Source organism: Pseudomonas songnenensis (assembly GCF_003696315.1).
Lineage (GTDB): Bacteria > Pseudomonadota > Gammaproteobacteria > Pseudomonadales > Pseudomonadaceae > Stutzerimonas > Stutzerimonas songnenensis.
This window is the reverse complement of record NZ_RFFN01000004.1, coordinates 320,860-334,639: the sequence shown is the minus strand read 5'-3', so window position 1 is coordinate 334,639 and position 13,780 is coordinate 320,860. Positions and strand designations below refer to the sequence as shown.

Sequence of the window (13,780 nt, the reverse complement as noted above, 5' to 3'; positions counted from 1 at the left end):
AATAGCGCAGCCCGACCATCACAGGCTCGTCGGCTGATTCAGTTGTTGCGATGCCTTCGTTGCCTTGCGTGCGACTACCCTGACTGCATAGCCGATCAACGCGGCGCAGCTGAACAAGGCGATGAACGGGTCGAGCAGATAGTCCCAATAGTTAGGCGAAGGCTTGAGCCCGAGGCTGAACGCCAGGGTGGCAAGACCGAGCATGCTCACCCCCTGCCAGTTCTTCAGCAGCAGCAGCCCAAAGGCCAGCACGCCCACAGTCACAATCAAAGGCCGCGGGTCGTAGCCCAATTGATAGGGATCCAGGTGGGAAAGCCCCATCGTTGCCGGATACAGAAACAGCGCCAGCGCCGCCATCACGATCAGTAGCTGTACGCGAGCACTGTGACTGGGCGCGTCCAGCAGGCCCATGCGCAGCGCAGCGAAGAAAGCCAGCGCCACCAGCGTCGTGATTGCGACGTCCTCGGTGAAACTGCGCATGTACGCAGCAAGGGAAAGCCCATCCACGCTAACGAAGCTGACCGCCAGAAGAAGCAGCAAAACAAGCCCCTGGGCAAGCCGGCCGAGGCCAAAGCCGGGAAGAACAACGAATGCAAATAGCGCAAAGGTCAGATGCGCTTGCCAGAGTCCAGGCATCAGAGCTGCTCCATTAGCCAGGCATCATTGAAGCTGACGTGTTTGATAAACGTGTTGTTCCAGGAATAAACCAGGTGGTACAGGCCGTCGGCACTCCGGATGAAATAGGGATATTCGTATTCGAAGTCGCAGCCGTGTGTCTTGCAAACGCGCTGGTCAAGGTTCGTCAGAAACTCATCCACCAGCGAGAGACGGCGCGGCCCGCTGGAGAGACGGAACTTGTCGCCGATGATTTCCCGATAGGCCTGCGGGCTGAACGGATTGCCTTCCGGATCGGGAGACTCGTCCAGATCGATTACCGGCTTCCAGAGTTCGAGGCTGGAGTTGGTTTCCATCAGGCGAAGGCGGAAGCGGCCGTCCTCAAGATCGTTCAATGCGACCAGCAGCCCGTGATTCGGTGTGGCCACTGCCGCGAGTGCCGAGTTGGGATTGGCCGGATCAATGGGGAAAGGCTTGCTCCAGGTCCTGCCGGCATCCTCGGTGCGGCTGGCCAGCACACGGTGATGTGTCACACCTGCGTAACGCAGCATTGCGATGGCGTTCTGCTCGTCCATCGGCACTACCGTGGGCTGCAGCGAATCGGTGCCCATGCTGATTCGGCTCTTACCGACCACATCGCCGGTTGGGCTGATGTAAAGGTACTCGGCGAACTTGCCGAGGAACTCGTGATAGACCGGTAGACCAATGGTGCCGTCGCGATGAAATACCGGGGCGTTGCGCACCAGTGTGCTGATGTTCAGGAACGGCGTGGTGATCAGTTGCCTGGGCGTTGACCAGCTTTCGCCAAAGTCATCCGAATACATGGTGTTGATGGCACTGCCAGCCCAGCCGCCAATGGATACGGACACATAGAAAAGCCACAGCCTGTTGTCTGGAGCCAGGGCGATGACCGGATTGCCCAGTTTGCGTATGTGCTTGCGGGTGGCTTGTTGGGTCGATTCACGGGTTGCCAGGACCAGTTCTTCACCCCACTCCGCCGCCAGAGCGTCATAGCGTGCTCCACGGATCTGGACGTCCGCGGCGCCCTCGCGCGAACCTGCGAACCAGACGGCCATCAACCCGCCATCTGGAAGCGATGTCACTGATGACGCATGCACGAACTCGTCGAGATCGGAAGATGCAAAGCGGGTGCTGTAGAACGGGGTTGTGGCGCCCGGCAAAACAACGGAACCAGCGGCTACTGCAAAGCCGGAGACTGCACGGTTCGGATGTAGCCACCAGCTAACGGTGAAAATGGAAACGAGAACAGCTGCACCGAGACAAGATACAAAAAACCGCGATTTTCCAGAGCCCATAGAAACCATATCCATATAAACACTCGTCGCCGTCTCGCGGGATCGCGAAAAACAACCGAGGTATGTCCCCATCAGGACCGAGGTGAAAGAAGTGTGCAGACTGGTTTCTACAAGGGGCTTGCTCGACTTGCAGAATGGGAGCGCCGAATCGAGCGCCGCCGGATCATGGGCGAGCGGAACACCCAGCGCAACGATGCAACGCCTCAGGCGGCCAAGGTGTGGATAGACCGCGGCGTCGCAATATAGTGTGACTGGTGCACCTGTGGCAAATCGACGCACCGCACCCGCCGATGCTGGCTGCTAAAGCCTGCTCAGCAGTCGCCAGAGCGTTTGCGAGTACCGCTGCGGCTTGAGCGGCGTAATATGGCGCAATCTCAATGGAACTGGAGTTTTGTCATGCTGCTTCGCTTACTGGCTGCCGGCTCTGTCGCGGCGCTCTGCCTGACTGCCGTTGCGCAGGAACATAACCACGACCACCAAACCGCTGTACAAGCGGCGCCTGAACTCGCCATCAGCCAGGCTTGGTCGCGCGCGATGCCGCCGACCGCGCCCACCGGGGCGGTCTATTTCGTTCTGGAAAATCGCGGTCAGCAACCTCAACGCCTGATCGGAGCGCAGACGTCGCGGGCAGATAAGACCGAGCTGCACACCCATGTGCACCAGGGCGACATGATGAAGATGCAGCAGATCGATTCGGTGGAGGTACCGGCGGCCGGCAAGGTGGAATTCAAGCCGGGCGGGAACCACGTAATGCTGTTCGGACTGAAGCAGCCCCTAGTTGCCGGCGAGAGTTTCCCGGTGACCCTGCAGTTCGAAAGCGGTGCCGAGATTACTACCGAGGTGAGCATCGAGGTCGATGCGCCGGCATCCGGCAATACCGCAACCGGTCATCATCACTGAGTCGAGCGGCGTGCTGCGCAAGGCAGCACGCCTACCTGTCCTCAGATGGCGGCCGGCGTACGCATGGTGACGAACTCTTCGGCCGCCGTCGGATGGATACCCATGGTTTCGTCGAACACCTGCTTGGTAGCGCCCGCCTTCAGCGCCACGGCCAGCCCCTGTATGATCTCGCCGGCCTCCGGCCCGGCCATATGGCAGCCGAGTACACGGTCGGTTTTCGCGTCCACCACCAGCTTCATCAAACTGCGCTCCAGGCTATCGGTCATGGTCAGCTTCATCGGTCGGAAGCGACTTTCGAAGATGGTGACCTGGTAGCTCTTCTCGCGCGCCTCCTCTTCGGTCAAGCCGACTGTTGCCATGTTCGGCAGGCTGAATACGGCGGTGGGGATGGTTGCGTAGTCCACCTTGCGGTATTGCTCGGGCTTGAACAGCCGGCGCGCGACCGCCATGCCTTCGGCCAATGCCACCGGCGTCAGCTGGATGCGACCGATCACGTCACCGATTGCCAGAATGGAAGACACCGAGGTGCGGTACTCATCGTCGACGGCGATAAAACCTCGGGCGTCCAGCGCGACGCCGGCCTGCTCCAGCCCCAGGTTGTCCAGCATTGGACGGCGGCCCGTCGCGTAGAAGATGCAGTCCGCCTCCAGGGTGCGGCCGTCTTCCAGCGTCGCGAGCAGGCTGCCATCGGCCTGCTTGTCGATATGTACGATGTCGGCGTTGAATTGCAGGTCCACGCCCTTCTTGATCATCTCGTCCTTCAGGTGGTCGCGAAGCGAGCCATCGAAACCGCGCAAGAACAGCTCGCCGCGATATAGCAACGTGGTATCCGCACCGCAGCCATGGAAGATCGAGGCGAATTCAACGGCGATGTAGCCGCCACCGACGACCAGCACCCGGCGCGGCAGGGATTCGAGATAGAACGCCTCGTTGGACGTAATGGCATATTCGCGACCAGCGATTTCCGGAACGTGCGGCCAGCCGCCGGTGGCGATCAGGATATGCTCGGCGCTATAGCGTTTGCCTTCGACCTCGACGGTATGCGCGTCGACCAGTCGCGCATGCGCCTGCAGAAGAGTTACGCCGCTGTCCACCAGGATGCTGCGGTAGATGCCGTTCAGACGCTGGATCTCACGGTCCTTGTTGGCGATCAGAGTTTTCCAGTCGAAGGTCGCACCATCGATGGTCCATCCGTAACCCTGCGCCTGACCGATGTCCTCAGCGTAGTGTGCACCGTAGACCAGCAGCTTCTTCGGCACGCAGCCGACATTGACGCAGGTGCCACCCAGATAGCGACTTTCGGCAACGGCCACCCTGGCACCAAAACCCGCAGCGAACCGCGCCGCACGCACACCACCGGAACCTGCGCCGATGACGAATAGATCGAAGTCGTAAGCCATGTAATGTTGTCTCCTTCTGTAGCGACAGCATAACCCACGCAATCGCTCTGGTTCACCGAAGGAGTGCCCCATGCGCCCCACCCTCACCCACCTCGCGCTGCATGTGCCTGATCTGGACGCCTGTATCACCTTCTATGAGCAGTTCTGCGGCATGCAGGTGTTTCATGAGCGCCCTGGCAAGGGCTCGCGAATCGTCTGGATGGCGGAGCCCGGAAAGGAACGCGAGTTCATTTTCGTGATGATGCCTGGCGGCATCGATCGAGCGCTGCCGGCAAACGACTACAGTCATTTCGGTTTTGCGCTAGCCAGTCGTGAGGAGGTCGATGAGATTGCAGACCGCGCACGCGATGCCGGCTGTCTTATATGGGAGCCACGCGACGAACCCTATCCGGTGGGCTATTACTGCGGGCTGCGCGACCCGGCGGGCAACTATGTCGAGTTCAGTTTCGGCCAGCCGCTGGGCCCGGGCGCAGAAGACATGCCGCTGCCCTGAAACGACTGGGCCACCCGAAGGTGGCCCAGTTTGTTCAGAACGCCTTACCGGTAAGGTAGAAGTGCTCGTAGCAGAAGTTGGTTGCGGCGATGTAGCCCTCGGCACTACCGCAGTCGAAGCGCTGGCCTTTGAACTTGTATGCGAGTACGCAGCCATCCTGAGCCTGACGCATCAGCGCATCGGTGATCTGGATCTCGCCGCCCTTGCCCGGCTCCGTCTGCTCGATCAGGTCGAAGATGTCCGGAGTAAGGATGTAGCGGCCGATGATCGCCATGTTGGACGGCGCATCTTCGGGCTTGGGTTTTTCGACCATGTGACTCACGCGGTAGATGTCATCGCGGATCATCTCGCCGGCGATTACGCCGTACTTGCTGGTCTCTTCCGGCGGTACTTCCTGAATCGCCACGATCGAGCAACGGAACTGGTTGTACAGCTTGACCATCTGCGCCAGCACGGGATCGCCGTCCAGGTTGATGCACAGGTCGTCCGCCAGCACCACGGCGAACGGCTCGTCGCCGATCAACGGACGGCCGCTGAGAATCGCATGCCCCAGCCCCTTCATTTCCACCTGACGGGTATAGGAGAAGCTGCACTCGTCGATCAGCCGGCGAATACCGACCAGGTACTTTTCCTTGTCGGTGTTGCGGATCTGGTGTTCCAGCTCGTAGCTGATGTCGAAATGGTCTTCAAGCGAGCGCTTGCCTCGCCCGGTAACGATCGCGATCTGGTTGAGCCCAGCCGCCAGTGCCTCTTCAACCCCGTACTGAATCAGCGGCTTGTTCACCACCGGCAGCATTTCCTTGGGCATGGCCTTGGTTGCGGGGAGAAAACGTGTGCCATATCCGGCAGCGGGGAAAAGGCATTTTTTGATCATGTGAGTCCTTGAGATGAAGGTTCCAGTCGATGCACTGCTTGACGGTTCAGCAGCTGCCTTGCGGTGTTGCCCGGTCTTGCCGGCGTAGAGCCTACGACCATCGTTTTCCATAGGGGTTCGCAGCGAGCGCAATGGGTGAATGCAGAAAAGATGCCCGTTCAGTGACGTCATTCCGAATCGCCTGCCAGACGGGTCGGCAACGCTAATATCGCTTTGTCATTCTGTAAAGCGGCGCTATGTCTCATACCCCTTTGCACCGCTGTGACGCATGGCGCCGCTTCTGTTCTTTACCAGTGCGCGGTTACAGCAAGATGCCAACAGAGCTCGCTCCCCTGCCCTCGAACTCATGACCTGAGTCAGTGAAAGCTGCATTTGCTCAGTCATTGGTCGAGCGATGCGGTTCACCTTCCTCGGAAAGCAATACCATAGCGCGCTCCATAATGGCGCAAGGCTACTACCAGGTTCGGGTTTCAAGAATCCCCGCCGTTAGCCGATACGAACTTCAGATCGCCCAGCTCGTTGCTGCGTCGTCGTGGGAAACCAACAAAACAAGAGTGCAGTGACCGCTACCTTCCGCGTGGCAAGTAGTGCTAAGGAAAAACATGAACAGCTCCGCCTCTCGACAAATGTCCGTGCAGACCAAAATCAATCTGGCCCTGGTACTGGTGCTGGTGGCGATCATGTCCGCCTCGCTGTTCATAGCCGCCAGTACGGAAAAGCGCTTGGTGTTGCAGGTAGTGGAGCAACAGACCAAGGATGCCGCCGACTCCTATTTCGATAGCATCAACACCATGATGCTCACCGGCACCATGGCGCAGCGCGAGGTGTTGCGAAACAAGATCCTCGCCCGGCCGGGTGTGATCGACGCCCGCATCATCCGCAGCGACGAGATCACCAAGGTGTTCGGTCCGGGCTTCGACCACCAGGCTCCCGTCGACGCCCTGGATCGTCGAGCGTTGAGCGGCGAAGGCATCATCGAAGTCAACAAGCGGAGCGGCGGCCGTGTGCTTACCGTCATCAATCCGATCCTTGCCCACGCGGACTACCGTGGAACCAACTGCCTGACCTGCCACCAGGTCGCCGAAAACGCGGTCATGGGTGCGGTGCGCATCAGCTATGACCTCAAGGCACTGGATCAGGAGGTCGACCGCAACATCATGATCAGCGGCGCCATCCAGCTGCTGCTGCTGGTCATTGGCGTGGTGGTCATGTGCATGACGGTGCGCCACGTGATCATCCGTCGCATCAACGCCATGCGGCATACCATGAATGCGATGGCCGAAGATGAAGACCTGAGCCGCAGCGTGGCGATCGGTGCCAAGGACGAGATCGGCGCCATGGGCGATGCCTTCAACCGCATGATCGGCAAGTTCCGTCACAGCCTGGAAGCCGTCGCCGGGGTCACTCATCAGCTGACCGACGTCTCCGAGCGCGTCTCCCATGTGGCGGAGAAGACCCTGGCGGCAGTCAATGAACAGCGCAGCGAGACCGATATGGTCGCCTCGGCGATGAACGAGATGAGTGCAACGGTGCAGGAAGTGGCGCGCAACGCCAACCAGACCGCTACGGCGTCCACCGGAGCCGATACCGAGTCCAAGGCCGGCGTGAAGGTAGCGACCGAAGCGCTCGACGGCATCGAATCACTGATCGCCGAAATCGAGAAAGCAGCGCAAGTCATCCAGCGGGTCGAAAGCGACAGTGCCAGCATCGACATGGTGCTCGGTGTGATCAACGGCATCGCCGAACAGACCAACCTGCTCGCCCTTAATGCCGCCATCGAAGCGGCGCGCGCCGGCGAGCAAGGTCGCGGCTTTGCCGTGGTGGCCGATGAGGTGCGCACCCTCGCCTCGCGTACGCAGAAATCGACCGAAGAAATTCAGGCGATGATCGAACAGCTGCAAAGCGGTGTACGCAATGCGGTGCAAGCGATGAAGGAAGCGCAACTGCGTGCGCGCTCGGGGTCGCAGTGTGTCGAAAAGGCCGCACAAAGCCTTGGTTTGATAGCCACAGAAGTCGGCACCATCAATGAGATGAACACGCAGATCGCCACGGCCGCAGAACAGCAAAGCGCAGTTGCCGAAGAGATCAATCGCAACATTTCGACCATCAGTCGCATCGCTGACACTACCTCGACTGACGCGACCCAGACCTCCGAGATCAGCGATGAGCTGGTGCGTCTGGCCACCGAACTGAACCGCCTGGTCGGCCAGTTCAAGCTCTGATCGCAGCGGCAAGGCCGTTCCTCGCCCTGCTTGCACGGTGCCCGATCCACACCCCGAATCGCCCAACGGTGCGGCTCGGGGTGCCACCGGGGCGCTATTCTTGATCTGAGACAGTCGGCGCGCCGGACCGAATCGTCCATAATCCGCGCCCATGACCTGCCCGAGCCGGACACGCCCGAGGGTGACACCGCGTTCCGCGCCTGACTCCGAATTCAACCCTTAGGTGAAAACGAACATGGACCAACTGCCGAGCTTCAACCGGGCCCTGGTCGAGAAATACGACCGCCCCGGTCCGCGCTACACCTCCTACCCCACTGCTCCGCAGTTTCACCAGGCCTTCGCCCAGGACGACTACCGCGCCGCCGCTGCACGCAGCAATCAGGCGCAACCGCCCAAGCCGCTGTCGGTGTACATCCACATCCCGTTCTGCAAGAGCCTCTGCTACTACTGTGCGTGCAACAAGATCATCACCCACAAGACCGATCGCGCGGTCGAGTATCTCGAGTATCTCAAGCGTGAGATCGCCATGCAGGGCGAGCTGTTCGATCGCTCACGCAAGCTGACGCAGCTGCACCTGGGGGGCGGTACGCCGACCTACTTCACCAGCGAGCAGCTGGCTGACCTGATGGTCAGTCTGCATCAGGCGTTCAACATGGATGACAGCGACAACCATGAGTTCTCCCTGGAAGTCGACCCGCGCACTGTCACGCCCGAGCAGATCCACGGCCTGCGCAAGCTGGGCTTCAACCGCCTGAGCTTCGGTGTCCAGGACTTCGACGAGCAGGTGCAGATCGCCGTCAACCGCATCCAGACCGAAGAGCAGACCCGCGAGCTGGTACAGGCTGCCCGCGATGCGCAGTTCAAGTCGATCAGCGTCGACCTGATCTACGGCCTGCCCCTGCAGACCGTGGCCAGCTTCGATGCCACGCTGAGCAAGATCATCGATATCCGCCCGGACCGCATCGCCGCCTACAGCTACGCCCACCTGCCGGATCTGGTACGGGCGCAGAAGCTGATTCGCCCCGAAGACATGCCGCCACCCGAGCGCAAGCTCGAGCTGCTGGAACTGACCATCCAGCGCCTGACTGCCGCCGGCTACATCTATATCGGTATGGATCACTTCTCCCTGCCGGAAGATGAACTGGCCCTGGCACGTGCCAACGGCACACTGCAACGAAACTTCCAGGGTTATTCGACACACGCCGATTGCGACCTGATCGGCTTGGGAATTTCCTCCATCGGCAAGGTCGCCGACAGCTACAGCCAGAACGTCAAGGAGCTCTCGCAGTACTACGCGCGACTGAACGAGGGCATGCTGCCGGTGCACCGTGGTTACAAGCTGAGCGACGACGATCGCCTGCGCCGCGATGTGATCGTCTCGTTGATGTGCCATGGGCGTATTGATTACCGGCAGATCGAGCAGAAGCACGGCATCGACTTCGGCAGCTATTTCGCCGACTCGCTGGCCAAACTGGCCGAGCCGGTCGCCGATGGTCTGGTGGAGCTGCGCGACGATGCGCTGATTCTGCTACCGCAGGGGCAGCTGATGATGCGCAACGTCGCCATGGCTTTCGATGCCTACCTCGGTGGTGAGCAGCGCGGACGCTTCTCGCGCACCGTCTGATCCTTCCATCGCGTCCGGGGCGGCACCCACGCCGCCCCTTGCGCTGATCACCGGCCATTGCCAAATACCGCTCGAACTGTATAAATAGCCAGCTTTCGAGCGGGCCGCCCGCGCCCCAGTTTTACCGGATGTGCGATGCGTCAGGCCCTGGAAAACCCCTTCTACTATCTCGACAATTTTCAGCAGGTCCTGGTCTGGGTGGGCCGGCATCATGGCGACCTGCTGGACGACGCCGAGCGCGCCTTCATCCGGCGTTTCGCTCTGTTGCCGCAGGCGTCCCAGGCATTGCTGGTGCGCATGGTGATGCGTAAGGGCGCGCTGTTCCGGGCCAGCAAACTGCACTACGGGGAGATCGGCTGTCCACGTCGGGCGGCAGCGCCATTGATCGAGCAGGGCTGGATCGATGCCGAGCGTGAGCTGACGCTGGAACAGCTGTTCGGCCTGCTGACCAAGGGCGAACTGCTGCAGCTGTTCGGCGTCACGAACTCGGCCGGCCTGCGCAAGGCCGAGCTGTTCGAAAGGCTGCGCGCCGACCATGACCTGCCCAAGCCCTTCGCGACATGGTGGGCGGGTGCCGAGGACGCGGTGTTCACCCTGTGCATCGACGATCTCTGCGAGCGGCTGCGCCTGCTGTTCTTCGGCAATATCCATCAGGACTGGTCGGAGTTCGTGCTGGCTGATCTCGGCATCTATCGCTACGAGCAGGTGGCCTTTTCCCCCGCCTCACGAGCGTTCAGTTCGCGTGCCGAGCTGGACGCCTACCTGCATCTGCATCGCTGTCGCGAGCGCTTCGATGCCGGCGAGCCGCTGGCGGAGATCCTGGCGGCTGTACCGGCCGCGCCGTTCGGCAATGCCTGGCTGGAAAGCCGCCGCGGCAAACTGCTGCTGCGCATCGGCCAGCAGTTCGAACGGCTCGGCGAGCTCGACGAGGCCTTGCGCGTGCACGCGTCCAACGGCTATCCCGGTGCGCGTGAGCGGGCGATTCGTGTATTGGAGCGCGGCGGCCAGCCAGCGGCGGCGCTGGATCTGTTGCTTCAGGCCCGGGCCGCGCCGGAAAGCGAACATGAAGTGCAGCAGCTGCAGCGCATCCTGCCACGTCTGCAACGCAGCCTGAGCATCCCGACCGAACGTGCACGCAGCCGCAAGCCGGAACAGCTCGACCTGGTCCTGCCGAGGCCTGCCTGCAGCGTCGAGCAGGCGGTGCGCGAGCATCTGACGAGGCCGGATGCGCCGGTGTATTACGTGGAGAACGCCCTGGTCGGCTCGCTGTTCGGCCTGCTCTGCTGGGACGCGATCTTCGCGCCGTTGCCGGGCGCGTTCTTTCACCCGTTCCACTGGGCGCCGGCCGACCTGAACCGCGCGGACTTCCACCAGCGCCGCGCCGATCTGTTCGCCGCCTGCCTGGCCTGCCTCGACAGCGACGACTACCGTGACTGCATCTGGCGCACCTTCCAGGCGAAGCTCGGCATCCATAACGCGTTCGTCGCCTGGGGCCTGCTCGACGAGCACCTGTTGGCGCAGGCGCTGGACTGCATTCCCGCCGCGCACCTGAAGCTGCTGTTCCAGCGCATCCTGGCGGACATCACTGGCAATCGCACCGGCCTGCCGGACCTGATCCAGCTGTGGCCGGAAGCGCGCCGCTATCGCATGATCGAAGTGAAGGGCCCGGGCGACCGCCTGCAGGACAACCAGAAGCGCTGGATCGACTACGCCCATCAGCACGGTTTGCCCATTGCGGTCTGCCATGTCCAGTGGGCCGAGGCCATGGCGTGAGCTATCGGGTCGCGGTGCGCGCGCTCTGCGAATTCACCGCCAAGGTTGGCGATCTGGATCTGCGCTTCACGCCCTCGCCCACCGCGCTGGAAGGCATCGCCGGGCACGCCCAGGTCACCGCCAGGCGCGGCGACGGCTACGAGCGCGAACTCGCCCTGGAGGGGCAGTACGGGCAACTGAGCGTGCGCGGCCGTGCCGATGGCTACGACCCGGCGCGCAATCGCCTGGAAGAGATCAAGACCTTTCGCGGCGACCTGGAACGCCAGCCCGCCAATCATCGCCAGTTGCATTGGGCGCAGACGAAGATCTATGGCTGGCTGCTGTGTCAGACACGCGGGCTCGATGAACTCGACCTGGCACTGGTCTATTTCGACGTCACCAGCCACAAGGAAACGCTGTTCGTCGAGCGCCACACCGCAGCGCAGCTGCGCGTGTTCTTCGAGACCCAGTGTCAGGCGTTCGTCGACTGGGCCGCACAGGAAATGGCCCACCGCGCCGCGCGCGACCACGCACTTTCCGCCCTGCACTTTCCCCACGACGACTTTCGTACCGGCCAGCGACAACTGGCCGAGGCGGTGTACAAGGCGGCCTGCACGGGCACCACGCTCATGGCGCAGGCGCCTACCGGCATCGGCAAGACGCTTGGCACCCTGTTCCCGCAGCTCAAGGCATTTCCTGGGCAGCGGCTGGACAAGCTGTTCTTTCTCGCCGCCAAGACGTCCGGTCGACGCCTGGCAGTGGATGCGCTGCAGACGCTGCAACGCAACGCCAACCATGGATTGCGGGTACTGGAGCTGGTGGCGCGCGAAAAGACCTGCGAGCACCCGGACAAGGCCTGTCATGGCGAATCCTGCCCGCTCGCCCGCGGCTTCTACGACCGTCTGCCCGCGGCGCGTGCGGCCGCGCTGGGGCAGGCCCTGCTCGACCAGGCCGCCCTGCGCGAAGTGGCGCTTGCCCATCAGGTCTGTCCCTATTACCTCAGCCAGGAGCTGGCACGCTGGGCGGACGTGGTGGTCGGTGACTACAACTACTACTTCGATAGCAGCGCCCTCCTCCACGGCCTGACGCTGGCCAACGACTGGCGCATCTGCCTGCTGGTGGACGAGGCGCACAACCTGATCGACCGGGCACGTGGCATGTACAGCGCCGAGCTCGATCAGCGCGCCTTCGCCGGCCTCGCCAGCCAGGCCCCAGCGCCCTTGAAGCGGCCGCTGGGGCGCGTGCAGCGCTGCTGGAACGAGCTGCATCGCGAACAGCTGGCGGACTATCAGGTGCAACCGGAGTTGCCGCTCAAGCTGCTGGGCGCGCTGCAGCAGGCGGTCAGCGCCATCACCGACTATCTGGGCGAGCAACCCGCAGGGCTGGAGGCGGAGCTGCAACGGGCCTATTTCGACGCCATGCATTTCTGCCGTGTCGCCGAGCTGTTCGGTGAACACTCGCTGTTCGACATCAGCCTGTTGCCTACGACTGCTCGCAGCAAGGCCCGTCGTTCGATCCTTTGTCTGCGCAATGTGGTTCCCGCTCCCTTTCTGGCTCCCCGCCTGGCACAGGCGCGCTCGAGTGTGCTGTTCTCTGCCACGCTGAGCCCGCGCAGGTTCCACGCCGACATGCTGGGCCTGCCTGCCGGCAGCGCCTGGATCGATGTCGAGTCGCCGTTCCAGAGCCGGCAACTGCGCGTCTGCCTGGCCGAGCATGTCTCGACCCGTTATCAGCACCGGCAGGCCTCGCTGGGCGCCGTGGTCGAACTGATCGCCCGTCAGTACCGCGAGCGTCCCGGCAACTACCTGGCCTTCTTCAGCAGCTTCGATTACCTGCAACAGGTCGCCGCGCTGCTGCGCGAGCAATGCCCGGACGTACCCTTCTGGGAGCAGACCCGCGGCATGCAGGAAGCGGCGCGCAATGCCTTTCTCGATCGCTTTACCGAACACAGCGAAGGAATCGGTTTCGCCGTGCTTGGCGGCGCCTTCGCCGAAGGCATCGACCTGCCCGGCCAGCGCCTGATCGGCGCCTTCGTCGCGACCCTTGGCCTGCCGCAGGTCAACCCGGTGAACGAACAATTCAAGATACGGCTCGACGAGCTGTTCGGGCGCGGCCACGGTTATGACTACACCTATCTCTACCCAGGCTTGCAGAAGGTCGTGCAGGCCGCCGGCCGAGTGATCCGCACACAGCAGGACGAAGGCGTCGTGCATCTGATCGACGATCGTTTTGGCCGTCCGCAGGTGCGTCGCCTGTTGCCCGGGTGGTGGGCCTTGTCTGGCAGTTCTGCTGGCTGAACGTCGGTCGTTCGGGTTGCGTGGGCCTCGGAGGCTGGTTATAGTCCTGCGCCGCCGATTCCCCATCGGCGCGCTGCGACGCAGCCTACGCCCGGATGGCGAAATTGGTATACGCAAGAGACTTAAAATCTCTCATCCGAAAGGGTATGCGGGTTCGACCCCCGCTCCGGGCACCAAACTTCCGGTGGTTCCAGCAACTGGCGCCGGCGCATCCCATTCGAATATCCCTCCTACATATCCCATCTATATCCCATCAGCCGCTCAAAGATCGGTTGCGCTCGATTGTG

The 13,780-nt window shown here is 62.1% G+C and carries 10 protein-coding genes, 1 tRNA gene and 1 pseudogene; 8 read left to right on the top strand and 4 right to left on the bottom strand.

What is annotated here, in order from left to right:
* Positions 1 to 18: 18 nt before the first annotated feature.
* Both EA798_RS13790 and EA798_RS13785 read right to left on the bottom strand, forming a co-directional pair.
* A complete protein-coding gene (locus EA798_RS13790) occupies positions 19 to 636 on the bottom strand; it encodes a hypothetical protein (protein WP_122099314.1) in 618 nt (205 codons plus the stop codon).
* The gene (locus EA798_RS13785) at positions 636 to 1,946 is read right to left on the bottom strand and encodes a sialidase family protein (RefSeq protein WP_420849551.1); all 1,311 of its coding nucleotides are present in this window, start codon (positions 1,944 to 1,946) and stop codon (positions 636 to 638) included. The genes EA798_RS13790 and EA798_RS13785 overlap by 1 nt, the downstream gene beginning before the upstream one ends.
* Before the next feature lie 381 nt (positions 1,947 to 2,327).
* Here EA798_RS13785 and EA798_RS13780 point away from each other — a divergent pair, with 381 nt between their 5' ends.
* On the top strand, positions 2,328 to 2,831 hold the full coding sequence (locus EA798_RS13780; protein WP_122099313.1) for a copper chaperone PCu(A)C: 504 nt from the start codon (positions 2,328 to 2,330) through the stop codon (positions 2,829 to 2,831).
* Positions 2,832 to 2,872: 41 nt separating this feature from the next.
* On the opposite strand, the gene gorA is transcribed toward EA798_RS13780, so the two are convergent.
* Positions 2,873 to 4,231, bottom strand: a complete 1,359-nt coding sequence (gene gorA / locus EA798_RS13775; protein WP_122099312.1) for a glutathione-disulfide reductase — start codon at positions 4,229 to 4,231, stop codon at positions 2,873 to 2,875.
* Between the two features lie 70 nt (positions 4,232 to 4,301).
* On the opposite strand from gorA, the gene EA798_RS13770 reads away from it, so the two are divergent.
* Positions 4,302 to 4,724: a VOC family protein gene (locus EA798_RS13770; RefSeq protein ID WP_122099311.1), complete on the top strand. Its 423-nt coding sequence runs from the start codon at positions 4,302 to 4,304 to the stop codon at positions 4,722 to 4,724.
* A gap of 34 nt (positions 4,725 to 4,758) precedes the next feature.
* Here EA798_RS13770 and galU read toward each other — a convergent pair whose 3' ends face one another.
* Positions 4,759 to 5,598: a UTP--glucose-1-phosphate uridylyltransferase GalU gene (galU, locus tag EA798_RS13765; protein ID WP_015277032.1), complete on the bottom strand. Its 840-nt coding sequence runs from the start codon at positions 5,596 to 5,598 to the stop codon at positions 4,759 to 4,761.
* A gap of 602 nt (positions 5,599 to 6,200) precedes the next feature.
* On the opposite strand from galU, the pseudogene EA798_RS20985 reads away from it, so the two are divergent.
* From EA798_RS20985 to EA798_RS13740, 6 genes and pseudogenes are all read left to right on the top strand, one after another.
* Positions 6,201 to 6,956, top strand: a pseudogene (locus EA798_RS20985) (HAMP domain-containing protein); the annotation flags it as partial.
* Complete coding sequence (locus EA798_RS20980) at positions 6,936 to 7,820, top strand: methyl-accepting chemotaxis protein (protein WP_376780554.1); 885 nt, start codon at positions 6,936 to 6,938, stop codon at positions 7,818 to 7,820. The pseudogene EA798_RS20985 and the gene EA798_RS20980, both read left to right, overlap by 21 nt.
* A gap of 235 nt (positions 7,821 to 8,055) precedes the next feature.
* Positions 8,056 to 9,444: an oxygen-independent coproporphyrinogen III oxidase gene (gene hemN / locus EA798_RS13755; RefSeq protein ID WP_122099310.1), complete on the top strand. Its 1,389-nt coding sequence runs from the start codon at positions 8,056 to 8,058 to the stop codon at positions 9,442 to 9,444.
* Positions 9,445 to 9,579: 135 nt separating this feature from the next.
* On the top strand, positions 9,580 to 11,217 hold the full coding sequence (locus tag EA798_RS13750; protein WP_122099309.1) for a VRR-NUC domain-containing protein: 1,638 nt from the start codon (positions 9,580 to 9,582) through the stop codon (positions 11,215 to 11,217).
* On the top strand, positions 11,214 to 13,493 hold the full coding sequence (locus EA798_RS13745; RefSeq protein WP_122099308.1) for an ATP-dependent DNA helicase: 2,280 nt from the start codon (positions 11,214 to 11,216) through the stop codon (positions 13,491 to 13,493). Before EA798_RS13750 ends, EA798_RS13745 begins: the two co-directional genes overlap by 4 nt.
* 89 nt (positions 13,494 to 13,582) lie before the next feature.
* A tRNA-Leu gene (locus EA798_RS13740) sits at positions 13,583 to 13,669 on the top strand.
* Positions 13,670 to 13,780 lie beyond the last annotated feature (111 nt).

Excerpts from the sequence above, each read along its gene's own strand:
- EA798_RS13790 (WP_122099314.1), bottom strand. The coding sequence starts at position 636 with ATGCCTGGACTCTGGCAAGCGCATCTGACCTTTGCGCTATTTGCATTC.
- EA798_RS13785 (WP_420849551.1), bottom strand. The coding sequence starts at position 1,946 with ATGGATATGGTTTCTATGGGCTCTGGAAAATCGCGGTTTTTTGTATCT.
- EA798_RS13780 (WP_122099313.1), top strand. The coding sequence starts at position 2,328 with ATGCTGCTTCGCTTACTGGCTGCCGGCTCTGTCGCGGCGCTCTGCCTG.
- gorA (WP_122099312.1), bottom strand. The coding sequence starts at position 4,231 with ATGGCTTACGACTTCGATCTATTCGTCATCGGCGCAGGTTCCGGTGGT.
- EA798_RS13770 (WP_122099311.1), top strand. The coding sequence starts at position 4,302 with ATGCGCCCCACCCTCACCCACCTCGCGCTGCATGTGCCTGATCTGGAC.
- galU (WP_015277032.1), bottom strand. The coding sequence starts at position 5,598 with ATGATCAAAAAATGCCTTTTCCCCGCTGCCGGATATGGCACACGTTTT.
- EA798_RS20980 (WP_376780554.1), top strand. The coding sequence starts at position 6,936 with ATGGGCGATGCCTTCAACCGCATGATCGGCAAGTTCCGTCACAGCCTG.
- hemN (WP_122099310.1), top strand. The coding sequence starts at position 8,056 with ATGGACCAACTGCCGAGCTTCAACCGGGCCCTGGTCGAGAAATACGAC.
- EA798_RS13750 (WP_122099309.1), top strand. The coding sequence starts at position 9,580 with ATGCGTCAGGCCCTGGAAAACCCCTTCTACTATCTCGACAATTTTCAG.